Consider the following 21395-nt stretch of genomic DNA (forward strand, 5'->3'; position numbering starts at 1 on the left):
GGCGGAAACAACCGCATGCGATGTACGCCGCCTTGAACCCACATCTGACCCGCTGGCAATCGCTGGCTCTGCTGGCGCTGCTGCTCGCTCCGCTGCTCTGGCCGTTGCACTACGTCGCCCAACGCTACTACAGCGAGCAACTCGCCGAGCAGAATCAGCAGACCCTCGACCTCTACGTCGCCAACCTGCTCGGCACCCTTCGCCGCTACGAGGACTTGCCGCCAATCCTCGGCGAGCTGCCAACCCTACGCGCCGCGCTGCAGGCGCCCGAGAACCTCGCCGCACAGAACGCCGCCAACCTTGAACTGCAACGCATCCGCGGACGCACCGGGGCGGACGTCATCTACCTGATCCAGGCGGATGGCATGACCCACGCCGCCTCCAACTGGGACCAGCCAGACAGTTTCGTCGGTCGCAACTTCGCCTTCCGCCCCTATTACAAGGAAGCGACGCAAGGCCGGCAAGGGCGCTTCTTCGGTCTGGGTACCACGTCCAAGCGCCGGGGCTATTACTTCGCCAGTGATGTCCGCGACGGCGGCAAGCTGCTGGGCGTGCTGGTGGTAAAGGTCGACCTCGAACACATGGAGCAGCTCTGGGGCAATACGCCGGAGCAGCTGCTGGTGATGGATTCCAACGGCGTCGTCATCCTGTCCTCCAGTAACGCGTGGCGATTCCATACCGCCAAGGAACTCTCACCCGCCAAGCAACGCGAGATCGCCGAGAATATTCCCTACCCGGTGCTGCACCCCGCACCACTGAAGATCGACCAGCGCCGATGGATCAGCCAGAGCCGTCTCCTTCCAGAGACCGGCTGGACAGTCAGCATCTATACCCCCCGTACCCAGGTCGATGCCCCCGTACGCAGTGTCGTATTGATCGGCGCAGCGACCCTCGTGGCGCTCCTTCTGCTGCTGTCCCTGCTGACCATCAGCCGCCGCCATTACCTGGAACGCATCGCCCTCGAAGCCCAGGCCAAGCATGAGCTGGAGCTGCGCGTGCAGGAGCGCACCCAGGAACTGGAAGGCGCAAACACCCGCCTGCAAGAGGAAGTCAGCAACCGCGAGCAGGCACAGCGCGAGCTGATGCACGCCCAGGATGAAGTGGTGCAGGCCGGCAAGCTCACTGCCCTGGGCACCATGTCCGCGAGCATCAGCCACGAGCTCAATCAACCCCTGGCAGCGATCCGCAGCTATGCCGACAACGCCCGTGTGCTGCTCGACCACGAGCGCTACAGCGACGCCCGCGGCAACCTCGAACAAATCGGTGAACTGACCGGCCGCATGGCTTCAATCATCGGCCACCTCAAGGCCTACGCGCGCGGCGCCAGGCGAGCACCGGAAAACGTTGCGCTGCAACCGGCGATCAACGATGTCCTGGCCCTGGTGGCACAACGGCGCCAGGCAATGAACGTGGAACTGCTGCGCGACCTTCCGGATGCGGCTATCTGGGTGCAGGCTGGTGAGACGCGGCTGCGGCAGATCCTGTCCAATCTGATCTCCAACGCCCTCGACGCCCTGACCGAGAAAGGCCTGCCCAGGCGCATCTGGCTGACCGCCGAGCAAACGCCAGAGCGCATTATCCTGTCCCTGCGCGACAACGGCCCCGGCTTCTCCGAAGAAGCCCTGACCCATGCCCGTGAACCCTTCTTCACCACCAAGACCAGCGCGAAAGGCCTGGGCCTGGGCCTCGCGATCTGCGACACCCTTCTACGCACGCTGGGCGGCCACCTCGAATTGGGCAATCACCCCGAGGGCGGTGCTCTCGTACAATTGCACCTGCTGCCGGGGATTCCCGGCGTAACCCTGACACCGCAAGAGGAAACCCGCGCATGAGCTCGGCCGAGCCTTTCGACGCCACTACGCAGGTCCTGCTGATCGATGACGATGCGCACCTGCGCCAGGCGCTCTGCCAGACACTCGACCTGGCCGGATTCAAAGTCGTCGCGCTGGGCGATGCTCGGCAGATCGATCCGCAACAGGCGCGTGACTGGCCAGGCGTGATCGTCAGCGACATCCGCATGCCCGGCATCGACGGTCTGCAGTTGCTGGATCAACTGCACGCGCAGGACTCCGAGCTGCCGGTCATCCTGGTCACCGGCCATGGCGACGTGCCACTCGCGGTCAAGGCCATGCGCTCGGGCGCCTATGACTTTCTCGAAAAGCCCTTTCCCAGCGATGCGCTGCTGGACAGCGTGCGCCGCGCGCTGGACGTGCGCCGGCTGGTGCTGGAGAACCGCAGCCTGCGCCTGGCCCTGACCGAGCAGAAGGAGGTGCGTGGCCGGCTGGTCGGCCAGTCCGCACCGATGCAACGCCTGCAGCAGCAGGTCGCCTCGCTCGCGGCGATCCAGGCCGACGTGCTGGTCCTGGGGGAAACCGGCTCGGGCAAGGAAGTGGTCGCCCGCGCCCTGCATGACCTGTCGAGCCGTCGCAACGGTCCCTTTGTGGCCATCAACGCCGGTGCGCTGGCCGAATCGGTGGTCGAGAGCGAACTGTTCGGCCACGAACAAGGCGCCTTCACCGGCGCGCAGAAGCGCCGTATCGGCAAGTTCGAATTCGCCAACGGTGGCACCCTGTTCCTCGACGAGATCGAGAGCATGAGCCTGGACGTGCAAGTAAAGCTGCTGCGCCTGCTGCAGGAGCGCACCGTCGAGCGCCTGGGCTCCAACCAGCTCATCCCGCTGGATATCCGCATCATCGCCGCCACCAAGGAAGACCTGCGCCTGGCCTCGGATGAAGGCCGCTTCCGCGCCGACCTCTATTACCGCCTCAACGTTGCCAGCCTGCGCATCCCTCCGCTGCGCGAGCGCGGCGACGACATCCTGCTGCTGTTCCAGCACTTCGCCGAACGCGGCGCCGAACGCCACGGCCTGACGGCCCGCCCACTGGATTCCGCGCAGCGTGCGCAACTGCTGGCCCATGGCTGGCCAGGCAACGTGCGCGAGTTGCAGAACGCCGCGGAGCGCTACGCGCTGGGCCTGGACCTGGGCCTGGACGACCGTCACGGCCACGCCACGACAGCAGCCCCCGGGGCCGGGCTGAATGAGCAGGTGGAATCCTTCGAGCGCTCATTGATCGCTGCCGAGATGAGCCGATCGCACAACTCGCTGCGCAGCCTTGCCGAAGCGCTGGGCCTTCCTCGCAAGACGCTGCACGACAAGTTGCGCAAGCATGGGCTGCTGTTTGCCGGCAGTGGCGGAAATTCCGCCGACGACCGCGACGTTTGAGCAAAAATCCGCCGATGATCTCGACTGCTACGAAGGGTGAACTGCGCGGCAGAGCGCCCTGACGTAGTCTTCCGCCCTGGCACACACCTTGCTCTGCGACACAGGTGCGATTGCCTTGTGCATCCCATCTCGCGGCGTGCGCGCCACGCCGCGCCCGCCGGGCCACAAACCCGGCGGTGTCCTTCGGCTAACTTGCCATCTCGCGCCTTCGACTCGCAGGGCGCATCGCCGGGTGCAGTGATCCTGCCCCGGCCAATTCCCTCCTACTACGTCATCGTTCAGGACTTTCCTACATAGCGATACCGCGCCTGCTCCTACCTGAGAATCAGGCGCAACCGCGCGCCCCGCTTGGCTCTGCCCATTCGACTGCCATTCTGCGGTCATGAAACCGCGCTCAAATCTTCACGAAATCCCCTCTAAATCGGGCGCTAATGCAAAACCTCTCCTATGGTTTATGCGGGGCGGGCAGAGCAGGAAGTACTGCCCAATACATTGGATAGCAAGCTATTGACCTGAATCAGGGGCGTCCCCCGGGGACAGGCGCCTAATAGCCTCACTCTCCAACTTCCTATAGGGAGATTCTTAAATGTCGCAAGAAAGCAGCCAAAAACTACGACTCGGCGCGCTGACAGCGCTGGTCGTAGGATCCATGATCGGCGGGGGCATTTTCTCCCTGCCACAAAACATGGCGGCCAGTGCGGATGTCGGCGCCATTCTCATCGGTTGGGGCATCACCGCAGTCGGTATGCTGACCCTGGCATTTGTCTTCCAGACCCTGGCCAACCGCAAGCCCCAACTCGACGGCGGTGTGTACGCCTACGCGAAGGCTGGCTTCGGTGACTACATGGGCTTCTCCTCGGCCTGGGGTTACTGGATCAGCGCCTGGCTCGGCAACGTCGGTTACTTCCTCCTGCTGTTCAGCACCCTGGGTTACTTCTTCCCGATCTTCGGCAAGGGCGACACCGTCGCGGCAATCGTCTGCGCGTCGGTCCTGCTCTGGGCCCTGCATTTCCTGGTACTGCGCGGGATCAAGGAAGCAGCGTTCATCAACACCATCACCACGGTGGCGAAGATCGTCCCGCTGTTCCTGTTCATCCTGATCTGCCTGTTCGCCTTCAAGCTGGACATCTTCACCGCTGACATCTGGGGCAAGAGCAACCCTGATCTGGGCAGCGTGATGAACCAGGTGCGCAACATGATGCTGGTCACCGTGTGGGTGTTTATCGGTATCGAGGGCGCGAGCATCTTCTCGTCCCGTGCGGAAAAACGCTCGGACGTCGGTAAGGCCACCGTGATCGGCTTCATCACCGTCCTGCTGCTGCTGGTGCTGGTGAACGTTCTGTCCATGGGCGTGATGACCCAACCCGAACTGGCCAAGCTGCAGAACCCGTCGATGGCGCTGGTGCTGGAGCACGTGGTCGGTCACTGGGGTGCAGTGCTTATCAGCGTCGGCCTGCTGATCTCCCTGCTGGGTGCCCTGCTGTCCTGGGTCCTGCTGTGCGCCGAGATCATGTTCGCCGCCGCCAAGGACCACACCATGCCGGAGTTCCTCCGCAAGGAGAACGCCAACCAGGTGCCGGCCAACGCGCTCTGGCTGACCAACATCTGCGTACAGGTCTTCCTGGTCGTCGTCTTCTTCACCTCGGGTGATCCGGATGGCATGGACCCGTACACCAAGATGCTGCTGCTGGCGACCTCGATGATCCTGATCCCGTACTTCTGGTCCGCCGCCTACGGCCTGCTGCTGGCGGTCAAGGGCGAGACCTACGAGAACGATGCGGGCGAGCGCAGCAAGGACCTGATCATCGCCGGTATCTCGGTTATCTATGCCATCTGGCTGATCTACGCCGGCGGCCTGAAGTACCTGCTGTTGTCGGCGCTGCTGTACGCGCCGGGGGTAATCCTCTTCGCAAAGGCGAAACGTGAAGTGGGCCAACCCATCTTCACCAACATCGAGAAGCTGATCTTCGCTGGCGTTGTCATCGGCGCCCTGATAGCGGCGTACGGCCTCTACGACGGCTTCCTCACTCTGTAACTCCTGGAGACATCTCATGAGCACGGAAAAAACCAAACTTGGCGTCCACTCTGAAGCTGGCAAACTACGCAAAGTGATGGTCTGCTCGCCCGGACTCGCCCACCAACGCCTGACCCCGAGCAACTGCGACGAGTTGCTGTTCGACGACGTTATCTGGGTGAACCAGGCGAAGCGTGACCACTTCGACTTCGTCACCAAGATGCGCGAGCGCGGCATCGACGTCCTGGAAATGCACAACCTGCTGACCGAGACCGTCCAGAACCCCGAAGCCCTCAAGTGGATACTCGACCGCAAGCTCACCGCCGACAGCGTAGGCGTGGGCCTGACCGAAGAACTGCGTGGCTGGCTCGAAAGCCTGGAGCCGCGCAAGCTGGCCGAGTTCCTGATTGGTGGCGTGACCGCTGACGATATCCCGGAAAGCGAAGGTTCCAAGCCGCTGAAAATGTTCCGCGACTACCTGGGCCACTCCAGCTTCCTGCTGCCGCCGCTGCCCAACACCCAGTTCACCCGTGACACCACTTGCTGGATCTACGGTGGCGTGACCCTGAACCCGATGTACTGGCCGGCGCGACGTCAGGAAACCCTGCTGACCACTGCGATCTACAAGTTCCACCCGGAATTCACCAACGCCGAATTCGAAATCTGGTACGGCGACCCGGACAAGGACCACGGCTCCTCCACCCTCGAAGGTGGCGACGTAATGCCCATCGGCAATGGCGTCGTACTGATCGGCATGGGTGAGCGTACTTCCCGCCAGGCCATCGGCCAGGTTGCCCAGAACCTGTTCGCCAAAGGTGCGGTGGAGAAAGTCATCGTCGCGGGCCTGCCGAAATCCCGCGCTGCAATGCACCTGGACACCGTGTTCAGCTTCTGCGACCGCGACTTGGTGACTGTCTTCCCGGAAGTGGTGAAAGAGATCGTTCCCTTCACCCTGCGTCCGGACGAGAAGAGCCCCTACGGCATCAACATCCATCGCGAGGAGAAGGACTTCATCACCGTCGTCGGCGAAGCCCTGAACCTGAAGAAACTGCGCGTCGTCGAGACCGGCGGCAACAGCTTCGCCGCCGAACGCGAGCAGTGGGACGACGGCAACAACGTGGTCTGCCTGGAACCGGGCGTGGTCGTTGGTTATGACCGCAACACCTACACCAACACCCTGCTGCGCAAGGCCGGTGTGGAAGTCATCACCATCAGCGCCGGCGAACTGGGCCGGGGCCGTGGCGGCGGTCACTGCATGACCTGCCCGATCATCCGCGACCCGATCGATTATTGATCCGCGGTCACGCCACGAACGCGACTACCTCCAACAGAGCGCATTGATCTGAAAAAGGCGGCCCTAGCCGGGGCCGCCTGCCCCGCCAGCCACGAGCTGTACTGACGAGGCCTAGCTTTCCATCCCACAAGGAGAACGAACATGGCTTTCAATATGCACAACCGCAACCTGCTCAGCCTGATGCACCACAGCACCCGCGAGTTGCGCTATCTGCTCGACCTGTCCCGCGACCTGAAACGCGCCAAGTACACCGGTACCGAGCAGCAACACCTGAAAGGCAACAACATTGCGCTGATCTTCGAAAAGACCTCGACCCGCACCCGCTGCGCCTTCGAAGTCGCCGCCTACGACCAGGGCGCCAACGTCACCTACATCGATCCGAACTCCTCGCAGATCGGCCATAAGGAATCGATGAAGGACACCGCCCGCGTACTGGGCCGCATGTACGACGCCATCGAGTACCGTGGTTTCAAGCAGGAGATCGTCGAAGAGCTGGCCAAGTACGCCGGCGTCCCGGTATTCAACGGCCTCACCGACGAGTACCACCCGACCCAGATGCTGGCCGACGTGCTGACCATGCGCGAACACAGCGACAAGCCCCTGCACGAGATCAGCTACGCCTACCTGGGCGACGCCCGCAACAACATGGGTAACTCCCTGTTGCTGATCGGTGCCAAGCTGGGCATGGACGTACGTATCGCCGCACCGAAGGAGCTGTGGCCGACCGACGAACATGTCGCTGCCTGCAAGAAATTCGCCGAAGAAAGCGGTGCCCGCCTCACCATCACCGAAGACCCGAAAGAAGCCGTCAAGGGCGTGGACTTTATCCACACCGACGTCTGGGTTTCCATGGGTGAGCCGGTGGAAGCCTGGGGCGAACGCATCAACGAGCTGCTGCCCTACCAGGTCAACATGGAAATGATGAAGGCCGCCGGCAACCCGCGCGTGAAGTTCATGCACTGCCTGCCCGCCTTCCACAACAGCGAGACCAAGGTCGGCAAGGAAATCGCCGCCAAGTACCCGAACCTGAAGAACGGCATCGAAGTGACCGAAGACGTCTTCGAATCCCCGTACAACATTGCCTTCGAGCAAGCGGAAAACCGCATGCACACCATCAAGGCAATCCTCGTTTCGACCCTCGCCGACATGTAATGCCGGGCCGCCCCGGGGCCGCGCTCAAGCGCTGGTCCCGGGCGCGTTTCCACTCTTTCGGAGGAAATGAATATGCGTATCGTCGTCGCATTGGGCGGCAATGCCCTGCTGCGTCGTGGCGAGCCCATGACTGCCGACAACCAGCGCACCAACGTACGGATCGCTGCCGAACAGATTGCCAAGGTTGCCCCGGGCAACGAGCTGGTGATCGCCCACGGCAACGGCCCGCAGGTCGGCCTGCTGGCCCTGCAGGGCGCGGCCTACGAGAAGGTCAGCCCCTATCCGCTGGACGTTCTCGGCGCCGAGACCGAAGGCATGATCGGCTACATGATCGAACAGGAGATGGGTAACCTGCTGCCGTTCGAAGTACCGTTCGCCACCCTGCTGACCCAGGTCGAGGTCGATTCCAAGGACCCAGCCTTCAAGAACCCCACCAAGCCCATCGGCCCGGTCTACTCCAAGGAAGAGGCAGAAGCCCTCGCCAAGGAGAAAGGCTGGAGCATCGCCCCGGACGGTGACAAGTTCCGCCGCGTCGTGGCCAGCCCGCGTCCGAAGCGCATCTTCGAGATCCGCCCGGTCAAGTGGCTGCTGGAGAAAGGCACCATCGTCATCTGCGCGGGCGGCGGCGGTATCCCGACCATGTACGACGAATCGGGCAAGAAACTCTCCGGCGTCGAAGCGGTGATCGACAAGGATCTCTGCTCCTCCCTGCTGGCCCAGGAACTGTCGGCCGACATCCTGATCATCGCCACGGACGTGGACGCGGCCTACATCGACTGGGGCAAACCGACCCAGAAGGCCATCGCCCAGGCCCATCCGGACGAACTGGAACGCCTTGGCTTCGCCGCCGGCTCCATGGGCCCGAAAGTCCAGGCTGCCATGGAGTTCGCCCGCAACACCGGCAAGGACGCGGTGATCGGCTCCTTGGAAAACATCGTCGCCATCACCCAGGGCAAGTCCGGCACCCGTGTCAGCACCAAAAAAGCTGGCATCGAGTACCGCTGAGCCCTGTTCTCAGCAGAGGCAATATCGAAACGGGAGCCCTTCAGGGCTCCCGTTTTCGTTCAGAGCCCCTGCACGATCTGCCCGGAAACTCGTCGCCTTCTTCCGACAAATCCTGGCGCGAGCGTGACTCGGCGGTCATCATCCTCGTCAGCTAAAGCATTCCGAATCACTAGAAGCCACCGCCTGGCTTTGTGCCACCGGGCCGCCCCTGCATGGGCAGACCTCGTCCGGCGCGCAAGACGCACTTGCTGAAGGAGTTTCCGAGAGATGTCTCGACTACCGGTCATCGTTGGTTTTGGTGGATATAACGCGGCTGGCCGCAGTTCCTTCCACCATGGGTTCCGCCGTACCGTCCTCGAATCCATGGAGCCCACCGCCCGCCAGGAAACCCTCGCCGGCCTCGCGGTGATGATGAAACTGGTCAAGGTCGTTGAAGGCCGGTACCAGGACGCCGACGGCAACAGCCTCGATCTGGCGGCCATCGAGCAGCGCTTCGAGCAGCAGATTCGCCAGTCCACCCTGATTCGCCGCATCGAGCTGCAGTACCTCGACGTCGACGCCGCGCACTGCCACAAGAGCCTGACCATCAGCGCCGCCGGCAGCCCGGTGACCTTCACCACCCTGCGCAAGCAACTGCCCGAGCCGCTTCCGGCCAACTGGTCGGTGGAAGAGCTTGAAGGCGGCGAAGTCCGCGTCACCCTGCATGACAGCTGCGAGTTCAAGGTCGACAGCTACCGCGCACTGCCGGTCAAATCCGCCGGCCAACTGCCCACCGGCTTCGAGCCGAGCGAGTTGTACAACTCGCGCTTCCACCCGCGCGGCCTGCAGATGTCCGTGGTCGCGGCGACCGACGCGGTGCGTTCCACCGGTCTCGACTGGCAGACCATCTGCAACGCCGTACAGCCTGACGAAATCGCCGTGTTCTCCAGCAGCATCATGAGCCAGTTGGACGAGAACGGCTTCGGCGGTCTGCTGCAATCGCGCCTGCGCGGCCACCGCGTGTCGGCCAAGCAGTTGCCGCTAGGCTTCAACAGCATGCCCACCGACTTCATCAACGCCTACGTGCTGGGCAGCGTCGGCATGACCGGCAGCGTCACCGGCGCCTGTGCCACCTTCCTGTACAACCTGCAGAAAGGCATCGACGTCATCACCACCGGCCAGGCCCGCGTGGCGATTGTCGGCAACGCCGAAGCACCCATCACCTCGGAAATCATCGAGGGCTATGCCGCCATGGGCGCGCTGGCCACCGAAGAAGGACTGCGTCACATCGAAGGTCGTGACGACGTCGATTTCCGCCGCGCCAGCCGTCCGTTCGGCGACAACTGCGGCTTCTCCCTGGCCGAGTCCGCACAGTACGTGGTGCTGATGGACGACGCCCTGGCCCTGGAGCTGGGCGCCGATATCCACGGCTCGGTACCGGACGTGTTCATCAACGCCGACGGCTTCAAGAAATCCATCTCCGCACCCGGTCCGGGCAACTACCTGACCATGGCCAAGGCCGTGGCCGCCGCCGCGCAGATCGTCGGCGAGAAGAGCGTGCGCCAGCACAGCTTCGTCCACGCGCACGGCTCCAGCACCCCGGCCAACCGCGTCACCGAATCGGAAATCCTCGACCGCGTCGCCACCGCCTTTGGCATCGACGGCTGGCCAATCGCCGCCGTGAAGGCCTTCGTCGGCCACTCGCTGGCCACCGCCAGCGCCGACCAGTTGATCTCCGCCCTCGGCACCTTCCGCTACGGCGTCATCCCTGGCATCAAGACCGTGGACACGTTCGCCGACGACGTCTTCAAGGACCACATTGCGCTGTCCAACAGCGATGTGCGCCGCGACGACCTCGAAGTTTGCTTCATCAACTCCAAGGGTTTCGGCGGCAACAACGCCACCGGCGTGCTGTTGTCCCCGGCCATCACCGAGAAGATGCTGCGCAAGCGTCATGGCGACGCCGCCTTCGCCGACTACCAGGCCCGCCGCGAAACCACCCGCGCGGCTGCCCGGCAGTATGACGAAGCCGCCACCCAGGGCCGCTTCGACATCATCTACAACTTCGGCAACGACATGATCGACGAGCAGGCCATCGAGATCAGCGACCAGGGCATCCAGGTTCCCGGCTTCAGCCAGACCATTGCCTACAAGAAGGACGCTCGCTTCAGCGACATGATCGACTGATCATCGACGCTGGATGAAAAAGCCGGGCATCTGCCCGGCTTTTTTCCGCTCCAACCATTCACTGCGTGCCTGGCACGCTCGCTCCTGCGAAGAGCCAACGCGGCGGTCAGTAGGTCCCCTGCCCCACGCCCAGCTCGAGAATGCTGCTCTTCAGGTTCTCGAAGTCGTACTCGGTCAGCCCGACGTAATCCAGCACCACCGCACGCACGCTCTCCCACTCGTGGTCTTCGTCCTGGTTGCCCAGCACGCGGTAGGAACCGCAGATGTGCTCGGCCATCTTCAGGATCGCCAGCAGGTTCTTCAGCTGGGTATCGCGGGAGTTGTCGTCACTGAAGATCGACAGCGCGTTGTGATGGTTCGCAATGGCCTCGCAGACGTGCTCGGGCAAACGCCAGGAGCGCGCGGTGAAGTAGCCGACCACTGCATGGTTGGTATTCAGCACGCGGTTCTCGGTGTCCACCACGCGGCGTTCGTCGCTCGCGCTGGCGTAGGCCTCCTCCAGCACCGACATGTAGTGCGGGAAGCGCTTGAGCATCAGCGGGATACCGCAGTTGTGGAACAGGCCCAGCGCGTAGGCCTCGTCCACTGACTCGTAGCCGATGCGCTTGGCCAGGGTCAGGCAGCTCATGGCCACGTCCTGCGCGGTGTCCCAGAAACGGTTGAGGGTGACGATGGTGGCGTCGCTCATCTCCCCCTTGATCGACTGGGCGTTGATCAGGTTGATCACCGAGCGACTGCCGAGCAGGTTCACCGCACGCTGGATCGAGGTGATGCGGTTGGCCAGGCCGAAGAACGGCGAATTCACCAGCTTCAGCAGCGCGCCGGACAAGCCCGGGTCCTGGCTGATCAGCTTGGCGATCGCCTTCAGGTCCGGGTTGGGCATGAACTGCTCCATCTGCAGGTCAACCATGATCTGCGGCTGCGGCGGCACGCTGATGCCCTGCAGGGCCTGACGGATCTGTTCGGCGGAAAGTTCTTGGGACATGGGGCGCGCTGGGAAAGTTGACGGGGTGCACAGTTTACCTAGAGCCGAGGCGTCTGGAACTGCATCTTTCGATGGATCCTTCATCGGCAGCGCCCGCGGAACCTTTATGGCGCTCGAGCTCTCCCCGAGGCGACCAAAAGCGCACGCGCCCTGCTCCGGCGGCGCACGTCGCTGCGCTATAATCCCGCTCTTTTGCCGGAGCCCTTCCCCATGACCCTGCCCAGCCTGCGTCTGAAAGCCAACGCCGAGCGCCGCCTGCGCGCCGGCCACCTGTGGGTCTACAGCAACGAGGTGGACGTCGCCGCCACCCCGCTGAACGGATTCGGCGCCGGCGAGCAGGCCATCCTCGAAATGGCCAACGGCAAGCCGCTGGGCATTGTCGCGATGAGCCCGAACAACCTCATCTGCGCCCGCCTGATTTCCCGCGATACCAAGCACGTTCTCGACAAGTCGCTGCTGGTTCACCGCCTGAACGTGGCTCTTAGCCTGCGCGACCGCCTGTTCGACAAACCCTTCTACCGCCTGGTCTACGGCGATTCCGACCTGCTGCCAGGCCTGGTCGTGGACCGTTTCGGCGACGTGCTGGTGGTCCAGCTCGCCTCGGCGACCATGGAGAAGCACCGCGACGACGTGCTCGCCGCCCTGCTCCAGGTACTCAAGCCCGCCGCCGTGCTGTGGAAGAACGACTCCAGCGCCCGTGACGCCGAAGGCTTGGAGCGCTACGTCGCCAACGCCTACGGCGAAGTCCCGGAATGGGTCGCCCTGGAAGAGAACGGGGTGAAGTTCGAAGCCCCGGTGCTGGCCGGCCAGAAGACCGGCTGGTTCTATGACCACCGCATGAACCGCGCCCGCCTGCAGCCCTTCGTGCAGGGCAAGCGCGTGCTCGACCTGTTCAGCTACATCGGCGGCTGGGGCATCCAGGCCGCGGCCTTCGGTGCCAGCGACGTGATGTGCGTGGACGCCTCCGGCTTCGCCCTCGACGGCGTGGAGCGCAACGCCGCCCTGAACGGCGTGGCCGAGAAGGTCGCCTGTGTCGAAGGTGATGTGTTCGAAGCCCTGCGCGAGCTGAAGGCTTCCGACGAGCGCTTCGACGTGATCGTTGCCGACCCGCCGGCCTTCATCAAGCGCAAGAAGGATCTGAAGAACGGCGAGGCCGCCTACCGTCGCCTCAACGAACAGGCCATGCGCCTGCTGTCCAAGGACGGCATCCTGGTCAGCGCCTCCTGCTCCATGCACCTGCCCGAGGACGACCTGCAGAACATCCTGCTGGGCAGCGCCCGCCACCTGGACCGCAACATCCAGCTGCTCGAACGCGGTGGCCAGGGCCCGGACCACCCGGTTCACCTGGCAATCCCGGAAACCCGCTACATCAAGAGCCTGACCGTCCGCCTGCTGCCCAACGGCTGAAACGCCAGACAGCGTTAGACATCGGGGCGCCTTCGGACGGGAAGCGCCCCGTTTTTCATTTCATCGGCATCAGCGAATCCGCCTCGCTGAGCGCCGCATTCCCGGTCTTGCGCTCGAACAGGCAAAGCTCCCGACCCGGTTTGCCCTTCATATGCTTCTGAGCATAGGTACCCCCGATCATCAGCGCCGTGTAGCCCACGCTGTCATCGAACAGCACCGGCGAGCCCAGCACTTTCTTGTTCTGCAGGTGGCTCAGCGCCAGGCAGGTCTCGCGCTGCAGCTTGTCCTGCGCCTGCCAGGCCTCATCGGACGAGGCCTGCGCGCTACCGGCGAAGAGTGCGGCGAGCAGGACGATGCGAGTGACTTTCATGGAGTTGCTCCTTCAACGAACGGGACCGAAAAGCGACTGAGGCCATTCTGACCACGCCTGGGCGGCGAAAGTCTATGACCTGTACCGACCACCAGCCTTTCCCTGGCAGCAAGGGCCGGCGTAGAATCCGGGCATTCCTGCCATTTATCCCCCGGCGGGCCTGTGAGCCCCGGCCGAGCAGGCGGTGACCCCGCCGCGCCCCGCGCCGACCTCGCCCATGCAAGGCCATCTGCTGTTTGCATCCGGTGCGTACCGCGCTCACGATACGACTTAGAGTTTGCTCAAGGTCTCGCCGGCCAGCGCTACCCGCTGTACGCCGCCGCACAGAAGACCCGGATCGACTCCCACCGCGACCTGATGCGCAGGATACCGTCATGCCCGATTACCGCTCGAAAACCTCCACCCACGGCCGCAATATGGCCGGCGCCCGCGCCCTGTGGCGCGCCACCGGGATGAAGGACGAAGACTTCAAGAAGCCGATCATCGCCATCGCCAACTCCTTCACCCAGTTCGTGCCCGGCCACGTGCACCTGAAGGACCTGGGCCAGCTGGTCGCCCGCGAGATCGAGAAACACGGCGGCGTCGCCAAGGAATTCAACACCATCGCCGTGGACGACGGCATCGCCATGGGCCACGACGGCATGCTCTATTCCCTGCCGTCGCGCGAGATCATCGCCGACTCCGTGGAGTACATGGTCAACGCCCACTGCGCCGACGCCATCGTCTGCATCTCCAACTGCGACAAGATCACCCCCGGCATGCTGATGGCCGCCCTGCGCCTGAACATCCCGGTGGTGTTCGTTTCCGGTGGCCCGATGGAAGCCGGCAAGACCAAGCTGGCCAGCCACGGCCTGGACCTGGTCGACGCCATGGTCGTTGCCGCTGACGACTCCTGCTCCGACGAGAAAGTCGCCGAGTACGAGCGCAGCGCCTGCCCGACCTGCGGTTCCTGCTCCGGCATGTTCACCGCCAACTCGATGAACTGCCTGACCGAAGCCCTGGGCCTGTCCCTGCCGGGTAACGGTTCGACCCTGGCCACCCACGCCGACCGCGAGCAGCTGTTCCTGCGCGCCGGCCGCCTGGCCGTCGAGCTGTGCCAGCGCTACTACGGCGAAGGCGACGAGTCCGTGCTGCCGCGCAATGTCGCCAGCTTCAAGGCGTTCGAGAACGCCATGACCCTGGACATCGCCATGGGCGGTTCGACCAACACCATCCTGCACCTGCTGGCCGCCGCCCAGGAGGCGGAGATCGCCTTCGACCTGCGCGACATCGATCGCCTGTCGCGCAAGGTGCCGCAGCTGTGCAAGGTTGCACCGAACATCCAGAAGTACCACATGGAAGACGTGCACCGCGCCGGTGGCATCTTTTCCATCCTCGGCGAGCTGGCCCGTGGCGGCCTGCTGCACACCGACGTGCCGACCGTGCACAGCCCGAGCATGGCCGACGCCATCGCCGAGTGGGACATCACCCAGACCCAGGACGAGAAGGTCCACACCTTCTTCAAGGCAGGCCCCGCCGGCATCCCCACGCAAGTGGCGTTCAGCCAGAGCACCCGCTGGGACACCCTTGACGCTGACCGCGCCGAAGGCTGCATCCGCAGCGTCGAGCACGCCTACTCCCAGGAAGGTGGTCTGGCCGTGCTGTACGGCAACATCGCCCTCGACGGCTGCGTGGTGAAGACCGCTGGCGTGGACGAATCCATCCACGTGTTCGAAGGCCGCGCGAAGATCTTCGAAAGCCAGGACGGCGCCGTGAAGGGCATCCTCGCCGACGAAGTGAAGCCGGGCGATATCGTGATCATCCGCTACGAAGGCCCGAAAGGCGGCCCGGGCATGCAGGAAATGCTGTACCCGACCAGCTACCTGAAATCCAAGGGACTGGGCAAGGCCTGCGCCCTGCTCACCGACGGCCGCTTCTCCGGCGGCACCTCGGGCCTGTCCATCGGCCACGCCTCGCCGGAAGCCGCCGCTGGCGGCGCCATCGGCCTGGTGCAGGACGGCGACAAGGTACTGATCGATATCCCCAACCGCAGCATCAACCTGCTGGTCAGCGATGAAGAACTGGCCACCCGCCGCGCCGAGCAGGACAAGAAGGGCTGGAAGCCGGCTCAACCCCGCGCGCGCAAGGTGAGCACCGCGCTGAAGGCCTACGCCCTGCTGGCCACCAGCGCCGACAAGGGTGCGGTGCGCAACAAGGCGCTGCTGGACGGCTGAGTCTGGTAGAACCATGAAAAAGCCCGGCGAATGCCGGGCTTTTTTATTCAAACCGCATCAGAGTCAGGCGCACCCCCCAGTCCCCGGTTTTATACCGCGCTCCACATCACAGATGGTGCCCGACACTTCCCAGATCAGATTCGCCTTGGCGCCATCCTTGGGCTGCATTTCCAGATCGAGCTCAATGCCGTTGCTGTCAGTTGCCTTGGTCGTAACCTTGATGAGGCCGTCCTTCACCGAATAGCCGCCCTTGATGTTGTTGGTCTCATCGAAATCCGCGGGAATCCCGTAAGCACCGGCGTCACACCCACTCGTCATCCCAATCTCCGCAATGCACAGGCTGACTGCCGTCTTGACGCTGGATATCTCTGCCATCGCCGCTGCCGCCTTCGAGCGCGAGGAGTAGTCCGAATACATCGGCAACGACACCGAAGCCAGAATCCCGATGATTGCCACGACGATCATCAACTCGATCAGGGTGAAGCCTTGTTGTTTGCCCATCTTCGTATCCCTCTGGATAGAGCCGGAAGCCCGAATGGCCCCGGATGCCTCCCAGTGAAGCCGCGCCAGCGGGCGCGCACATTCAGACGCATCCGCGCATCCTGTTGAAAATTCGGCCGTTTTTTCCCAGACCGAAAGCCTCCGGGGTGCCGCCGTACAGAAGTGTCGTAGGAACTTGGGCTTCCCCATTCATCCCGACTTGCCTCATGGCACTGTGCGATCCCGCCACAGGCCAGTAAAATCGCGCTCTTTTTTCCCGGACCGCCGCCCATGAGCTCCCTCGAGAATCCGTCCGCCGCCAAGGACCAGCCCGATCTGGTCTACGGCCTGGAAGACCGCCCCGCTCTGCCCATCGCCCTGCTGGCTGCGCTGCAGCATCTGCTGGCGATCATCGTGCCCATCGTCACCCCCGGCCTGCTGATCTGTCAGGCGCTGGGCGTGTCGCCGCGCGACACCAACCTGATCGTGTCGATGTCGCTGGTGATCTCCGGCATCGCCACCTTCGTCCAGTGCAAGCGCTTCGGGCCATTCGGCGCAGGCCTGCTGATCGTCCAGGGCACCAGCTTCAACTTCGTCGGCCCGCTGATCGCTGGCGGTGCGCTGATGGTGAAGAACGGCACCCCGGTGGAAGCGGTGATGGCGGCCATCTTCGGCGTGGTCATGGCCGGTTCCTTCGTGGAGATGGGCGTGTCGCGCATCCTGCCGTTCGTGAAGCGCCTGATCACCCCGCTGGTCACCGGCATCGTGGTGCTGATGATCGGCCTCACCCTGATCAAGGTCGGCCTGATCAGCATGGGCGGCGGCTTCTCGGCCATGGCCAACGGCACCTTCGCCAACGGCGAGAACCTGATGCTGTCGGGCCTGGTGCTGGCGATCATCGTCATCCTCAACCGCATCCCGGTGGTGTGGATGCGCAGCGGCGCCATCGTCATCGCCCTGGCCGTGGGCTACGCACTGGCCGGCTACCTGGGCCGCCTGGACTTCACCGGCATGCACGAAGCGCCGGCCTTCCAGGTGCCGGTGCCGCTGCACTTCGGCCTGGGCTTCTCCTGGAGCCTGTTCATCCCGATGCTGGTGATCTACCTGGTGACCTCGCTGGAAGCCATCGGTGACGTCACCGCCACCAGCAAGATTTCCCAGCAGCCGGTCGAAGGCCCGCTGTGGATGCAACGGATCAAGGGCGGCGTACTGGTGAACGGCGCGAACTCGCTGCTGGCCGGCCTGTTCAACACCTTCCCGAGCTCTGTGTTCGCGCAGAACAACGGCGTGATCCAGCTGACCGGCGTCGCCAGCCGCCACGTCGGCCTGTGGATCGCCGCGATGCTCATCGTGCTGGGCCTGTTCCCCAGCGTCGCCGGGGTGATCCAGGCCGTGCCCGAGCCGGTGCTCGGTGGGGCAGTGATGGTGATGTTCGGCGCGGTCGCCGCCTCGGGCATCAATATTCTCGCCGGCACCCACCTGGACCGCCGCGCGCTGCTGATCATCGCCGTCAGCCTGGCGCTGGGCCTGGGCATTTCCCAGGTGCCGGAGTTCCTCGCACACATGCCCCACGCGATCCGCAACGTGCTGGAGTCCGGCGTGGCCACCGGCGGCATCTGCGCCCTGCTGCTGAACTGGTTCCTGCCCGAGTCCGACGTCGCCAAGGCCTCGCACAACGGCTGATCCGTCACGACGCCACCTCCGGGTGGCGTCGTCGTTTATGCTCCCTGGCATGAACACTTCCCTGCGCATCGGCGTCATCGCCGACACCCATGGCCTGCTGCGCCCCGAGGCGCTGGCGGCGCTGCAAGGCTGCCAGCGCATCCTGCACCTGGGCGACATCGGCCCCGCCTCACTGCTCGATCTGCTACGCGAACTGGCGCCGCTGGACGTTGTGCGCGGCAACAACGACACCGACGACTGGGCCGCTGCGCTGCCGGAAACACTGCTGCTGGAACTGGGCGGGCTGCGGCTCTACCTGATCCACGACCTCAAGCAGTTGGCCATCGATCCCGTCGCCGAAGGTATCGACGTCGTGCTGACCGGGCATTCGCACAAGCCGCTGCACGAGGTGCGCGACGGGGTGCTCTACCTGAATCCGGGCAGCGCCGGGCCGCGGCGGTTCAAGTTGCCGATTGCGCTGGCGATTATGGAGATCATCGACGGGCGACCACGGGTGGAGATGGTTTCGCTCGTCTGAGCGCCCCCGTCGCCGGTGCCTACGGTTCGAGCAACTGGATCGCCAACTGCGCCACCGCTTCCTGCCGCTCGGTCTTTTCGCCGCGCCGCTTGCCATTGAGGCTCGACCACTCCGGGTGCGCCCGCGCCTTGCGTAGCGCCTCGGGCAACTTGCCTTCGCGCCACTGCTTGTCTTCGGGCGACTGCACCTGGATCACCTCGACGGCCGCGTGCCCGCGGGTCTGCAGCGCCGCCAGCAGCTGCCGTTGGCGCAGCGCCAGCAAGCGCAGCACGCTGTCGTCCACCGACAGCTCGCGGCTGCCCTTGAGCTTGCCCAACAGGCGCTGGCCGTAGTGGCCGACGGTCTGCCAGGCTCCACCGGCGATGGCGCCCAGCGCGGTGGCCGCGCCCAGGGTCAGGCCACCGACCAGCAGGTCGATCCCCGCCCCCGCCGCTGCGCCGGCCGCGACACCGCCGCCCAGGCGAATGCCCAGTTGCCGCAGGGTCTCCGGGTTGAACAGGTCATCGCCCCAGCGGCCATCCAACAGCGGCAGGTCGGCAGCACGGGCGTCGTCCTTGCGGAACGCATAGAGGCTGAGCAGCGCCTTTACGCAGGTGTCTTCGCGCTTGCGCACCTGGTTGCGCAGCGTCTCGGTGGCCGCTCGAACGGCACTGTCGCCAGCGGGCACCAACTGGCGGCAGGCGGCGACGTCCACCAGCAGTTCGGCAATCAGTCGTGCCCCGGCTTCGCGGCGGGCGATGGCCTGAGCTTCGTGATCGGCGACCAGGCGGTCCAGCTGCGGGCGCGCACGCTCCAGCAGCAGCGCCAGGCTTTCGTAGAGACGGCGCTCGCCATCCAGCGGCGGCGCCACGCTGTCGAAACGCACCAGCGCGTGCAGGCCGAGACGGGACAGCGCCTCGCGCCACTGCTCTTCGCGGTGCTGCGGGCTGGCGACGAAGTTGAGTACCGGCAACAACGGCCGCGCGCAGGCGGCGAGCACGGCCAGTTCGTCACGGTACTTGGCCAGCACCGGTTCGCGCGCGTCGATCACGTAGAGGCCGGCGTCGGAAGCCAGCAACTGGCGCAGCACCTTGGCTTCCTGCTCGAAGCGGCCACGGGCTTCGCTGCCGTCGAGGAAGCGCCGCAGCTTCTCCGGGCCGTCCAGGCGCTCACCCGGGCGCTCCAGCCCATCGAGAAAGTCGCGCAGGGCAATGGCATCCTCCAGGCCGGGCGTGTCATACAACTCCAGCAGCGGCTCGCCGTCCACCGACAGCCGCGCGCCTTCCACATGCCGCGTAGTGCTGGGGCGATGGGACACTTCACCGAAACCCACATCGCGGGTCAGGGTGCGCAGCAAGGAGGTCTTGCCGACGTTGGTGTGGCCAACCACGGCGAATTTCAGCGCATCAGTCATGCCCGGTCTCCAACCAGCCCAGGGGCGATGCCGAGGTGTGCGGCAATTGCAGGCGCTCGATACCCGCGTGCCAGTCGCCCAGGCGCTCGGCGTCCAGCGCTTCGCCGGCCGGCGCCTGCAGCAGCCAGACGCGGGTAGCGGCGGCACAGCGCGAGAGCTCGGCGATCAGCGCCAGGGTGCCACGATCCGGCGAGCGACGCGGGTCGCAGGCGATCACCAGGCGCGCCGGCGGGTAGCGGGTGAGTTGTTCCAGCAGGCGGCGGCGCTGGGCGCCGTCGTCGAGGTCGCCGGCATTGGCGATACCTTGCGCCAGTTTCGGCGGCCAGTTGGGCCGGTCGAGCAGTTCGATGGACACCAGCACGGCACCGTCGGCAGTGGTCGCCGGGGCCTGCGCCTGCGGCTCGATCAGTTCATCGGGCGCGGCATCGCTGACGCCCAGGCGCTCGCTGGCCGGCATCAGGCGCTCGCGCAGCAGGGCGTAGCCGGGCAGCGAGACATCCAGCGCCAACTGCGCACGCCCGCGCGTCCAGCGCCACAGGCAGAGCAGCCAGAGCGCGCCGCGCAGCAGCACGCCATACACCAGCAGGATGCCCACCAGCCAGCCGGCCCAGGCGTGGCGCGCATTCTCGCTGGCCACCAGGGCATCGCCGCTGGCGCGCACCAGCTCCGAGTCCGGCTGGGGGAAGCCGAGCAGCGACGGCAACGCGCCAAGGCCGTGGGTCAGGGCGATGAAGGTGTCGCCGCCGAGGATGGTGGTCTCCCAGACGAAGCCGTAGCGCCGCGTCGCCAGCAGCGCCAGCATCACGCCCAGCGCGCTGGTCAGGGCAACGAGCCAGAGGCCATGGACCAGCAGGCCGAGTGCCCAGCGTGTGAGTTTCTGGCGGTCCAGCAGCACCAGCAGCGCGGGCGCCAATTGCGCAGCGTGGGCGTCACGGGCGAACTTGCCGCTCAGCCACAACCACAGGCGGCCAAGCGCACCGGCGGCCTCGCCGCCAGCGAAGAAGGTCAGGCCCCAGCCCGTCAGGGTGATCAGGTGCAGGCCGAGCAGGCTGGCGAGGGCCCAGAACACGTTGACCGGGCGCACGCCATCGCCGAGGGCGGCGAAGGCCAGGCCGCCGCCGCTGAACACTGCCAGCGCCAGCAGCAGGTAGAGCGCCAGGCGCGAGCCCTGCACCCAGGTGCGCAGGGCGGCGCGCTGGCCGTCACGCTCGGCGAGCAGTAGCGCGCGGCGTTGCAGGCGCCGGGCGAGATCGCCGCCGCTGACGATGGCGCGCCGGTTGGCTTCGCTGTCTTCCAGGGGGCCGACCTGTTCCTCGCGCAGGCGCACGGCCTCGCACAGCCACAGGGATTCGAGGGCGGAAGCGGGGGTTTCGCTCACGGGGTCTCCGACAGTCGGTACTCGGCACCAAGGATAACCGCTGCTCGCCGCCGCGTCCCGGCACCGCCGGTAACACCCGGTGGCGTCAACCAAACCAAGGGGGGGCTCTCGGCGT

The 21395-nt window shown here is 65.0% G+C and carries 16 protein-coding genes; 11 read left to right on the top strand and 5 right to left on the bottom strand.

What is annotated here, in order from left to right; translation table 11 throughout:
- Positions 1-20 precede the first annotated feature (20 nt).
- From AC1ZV1_RS28155 to AC1ZV1_RS28185, 7 genes are all read left to right on the top strand, one after another.
- Positions 21-1832 carry a sensor histidine kinase gene (locus tag AC1ZV1_RS28155; protein ID WP_484294633.1) on the top strand — a complete coding sequence of 604 codons (1812 nt, stop codon included), beginning with the start codon at positions 21-23 and terminating at the stop codon, positions 1830-1832.
- On the top strand, positions 1829-3223 hold the full coding sequence (gene dctD / locus AC1ZV1_RS28160) for a two-component system response regulator DctD (protein WP_484294634.1): 1395 nt from the start codon (positions 1829-1831) through the stop codon (positions 3221-3223). Before AC1ZV1_RS28155 ends, dctD begins: the two co-directional genes overlap by 4 nt.
- 586 nt (positions 3224-3809) lie before the next feature.
- Entirely contained in the window at positions 3810-5258 is a 1449-nt protein-coding gene (gene arcD / locus AC1ZV1_RS28165; RefSeq protein WP_484294635.1) for an arginine-ornithine antiporter, read from the top strand.
- 16 nt (positions 5259-5274) lie between these two features.
- A complete protein-coding gene (gene arcA, locus AC1ZV1_RS28170) occupies positions 5275-6531 on the top strand; it encodes an arginine deiminase (RefSeq protein ID WP_484294636.1) in 1257 nt (418 codons plus the stop codon).
- Between the two features lie 141 nt (positions 6532-6672).
- Complete coding sequence (locus AC1ZV1_RS28175; RefSeq protein WP_484294637.1) at positions 6673-7683, top strand: ornithine carbamoyltransferase; 1011 nt, start codon at positions 6673-6675, stop codon at positions 7681-7683.
- Positions 7684-7755: 72 nt separating this feature from the next.
- Complete coding sequence (gene arcC, locus AC1ZV1_RS28180) at positions 7756-8688, top strand: carbamate kinase (protein ID WP_484294638.1); 933 nt, start codon at positions 7756-7758, stop codon at positions 8686-8688.
- Positions 8689-8955: 267 nt separating this feature from the next.
- Complete coding sequence (locus AC1ZV1_RS28185; RefSeq protein ID WP_484294639.1) at positions 8956-10854, top strand: beta-ketoacyl synthase; 1899 nt, start codon at positions 8956-8958, stop codon at positions 10852-10854.
- A 106-nt stretch (positions 10855-10960) separates the two neighbouring features.
- Here AC1ZV1_RS28185 and AC1ZV1_RS28190 read toward each other — a convergent pair whose 3' ends face one another.
- A complete protein-coding gene (locus AC1ZV1_RS28190; protein ID WP_484297658.1) occupies positions 10961-11785 on the bottom strand; it encodes an HDOD domain-containing protein in 825 nt (274 codons plus the stop codon).
- A 264-nt stretch (positions 11786-12049) separates the two neighbouring features.
- Here AC1ZV1_RS28190 and AC1ZV1_RS28195 point away from each other — a divergent pair, with 264 nt between their 5' ends.
- Positions 12050-13246 carry a class I SAM-dependent rRNA methyltransferase gene (locus AC1ZV1_RS28195; RefSeq protein WP_484294640.1) on the top strand — a complete coding sequence of 399 codons (1197 nt, stop codon included), beginning with the start codon at positions 12050-12052 and terminating at the stop codon, positions 13244-13246.
- A gap of 55 nt (positions 13247-13301) precedes the next feature.
- On the opposite strand, the gene AC1ZV1_RS28200 is transcribed toward AC1ZV1_RS28195, so the two are convergent.
- Positions 13302-13616 carry a hypothetical protein gene (locus tag AC1ZV1_RS28200; protein ID WP_484294641.1) on the bottom strand — a complete coding sequence of 105 codons (315 nt, stop codon included), beginning with the start codon at positions 13614-13616 and terminating at the stop codon, positions 13302-13304.
- A gap of 374 nt (positions 13617-13990) precedes the next feature.
- Between AC1ZV1_RS28200 and ilvD the strand changes: the two genes are divergently transcribed.
- Positions 13991-15829: a dihydroxy-acid dehydratase gene (gene ilvD / locus AC1ZV1_RS28205; protein WP_484294642.1), complete on the top strand. Its 1839-nt coding sequence runs from the start codon at positions 13991-13993 to the stop codon at positions 15827-15829.
- Positions 15830-15892: 63 nt separating this feature from the next.
- Here the strand turns inward: ilvD and AC1ZV1_RS28210 are convergent, their stop codons facing one another.
- Complete coding sequence (locus tag AC1ZV1_RS28210) at positions 15893-16330, bottom strand: pilin (protein WP_484294643.1); 438 nt, start codon at positions 16328-16330, stop codon at positions 15893-15895.
- Between the two features lie 270 nt (positions 16331-16600).
- Between AC1ZV1_RS28210 and AC1ZV1_RS28215 the strand changes: the two genes are divergently transcribed.
- Together AC1ZV1_RS28215 and AC1ZV1_RS28220 are read left to right on the top strand one after the other, a co-directional pair.
- Entirely contained in the window at positions 16601-17992 is a 1392-nt protein-coding gene (locus tag AC1ZV1_RS28215; protein ID WP_484294644.1) for a nucleobase:cation symporter-2 family protein, read from the top strand.
- Positions 17993-18041: 49 nt separating this feature from the next.
- Positions 18042-18509, top strand: coding sequence for a metallophosphoesterase family protein (locus AC1ZV1_RS28220; protein ID WP_484294645.1), 468 nt, complete (start codon positions 18042-18044; stop codon positions 18507-18509).
- A 19-nt stretch (positions 18510-18528) separates the two neighbouring features.
- Here AC1ZV1_RS28220 and AC1ZV1_RS28225 read toward each other — a convergent pair whose 3' ends face one another.
- Positions 18529-19902 (bottom strand): GTPase/DUF3482 domain-containing protein, encoded by a 1374-nt coding sequence (locus AC1ZV1_RS28225; RefSeq protein ID WP_484294646.1) that lies wholly within the window; start codon positions 19900-19902, stop codon positions 18529-18531.
- The gene (locus AC1ZV1_RS28230) at positions 19895-21280 is read right to left on the bottom strand and encodes a DUF2868 domain-containing protein (RefSeq protein WP_484294647.1); all 1386 of its coding nucleotides are present in this window, start codon (positions 21278-21280) and stop codon (positions 19895-19897) included. Before AC1ZV1_RS28230 ends, AC1ZV1_RS28225 begins: the two co-directional genes overlap by 8 nt.
- Positions 21281-21395: the final 115 nt, after the last annotated feature.

Source organism: Pseudomonas sp. BB438, assembly GCF_057180225.1.

Coding starts and splice junctions, on each gene's coding strand:
- AC1ZV1_RS28155 (WP_484294633.1), top strand. CDS start 21: ATGTACGCCGCCTTGAACCCACATCTGACCCGCTGGCAATCGCTGGCT.
- dctD (WP_484294634.1), top strand. CDS start 1,829: ATGAGCTCGGCCGAGCCTTTCGACGCCACTACGCAGGTCCTGCTGATC.
- arcD (WP_484294635.1), top strand. CDS start 3,810: ATGTCGCAAGAAAGCAGCCAAAAACTACGACTCGGCGCGCTGACAGCG.
- arcA (WP_484294636.1), top strand. CDS start 5,275: ATGAGCACGGAAAAAACCAAACTTGGCGTCCACTCTGAAGCTGGCAAA.
- AC1ZV1_RS28175 (WP_484294637.1), top strand. CDS start 6,673: ATGGCTTTCAATATGCACAACCGCAACCTGCTCAGCCTGATGCACCAC.
- arcC (WP_484294638.1), top strand. CDS start 7,756: ATGCGTATCGTCGTCGCATTGGGCGGCAATGCCCTGCTGCGTCGTGGC.
- AC1ZV1_RS28185 (WP_484294639.1), top strand. CDS start 8,956: ATGTCTCGACTACCGGTCATCGTTGGTTTTGGTGGATATAACGCGGCT.
- AC1ZV1_RS28195 (WP_484294640.1), top strand. CDS start 12,050: ATGACCCTGCCCAGCCTGCGTCTGAAAGCCAACGCCGAGCGCCGCCTG.
- AC1ZV1_RS28200 (WP_484294641.1), bottom strand. CDS start 13,616: ATGAAAGTCACTCGCATCGTCCTGCTCGCCGCACTCTTCGCCGGTAGC.
- ilvD (WP_484294642.1), top strand. CDS start 13,991: ATGCCCGATTACCGCTCGAAAACCTCCACCCACGGCCGCAATATGGCC.
- AC1ZV1_RS28210 (WP_484294643.1), bottom strand. CDS start 16,330: ATGGGCAAACAACAAGGCTTCACCCTGATCGAGTTGATGATCGTCGTG.
- AC1ZV1_RS28215 (WP_484294644.1), top strand. CDS start 16,601: ATGAGCTCCCTCGAGAATCCGTCCGCCGCCAAGGACCAGCCCGATCTG.
- AC1ZV1_RS28220 (WP_484294645.1), top strand. CDS start 18,042: ATGAACACTTCCCTGCGCATCGGCGTCATCGCCGACACCCATGGCCTG.
- AC1ZV1_RS28225 (WP_484294646.1), bottom strand. CDS start 19,902: ATGACTGATGCGCTGAAATTCGCCGTGGTTGGCCACACCAACGTCGGC.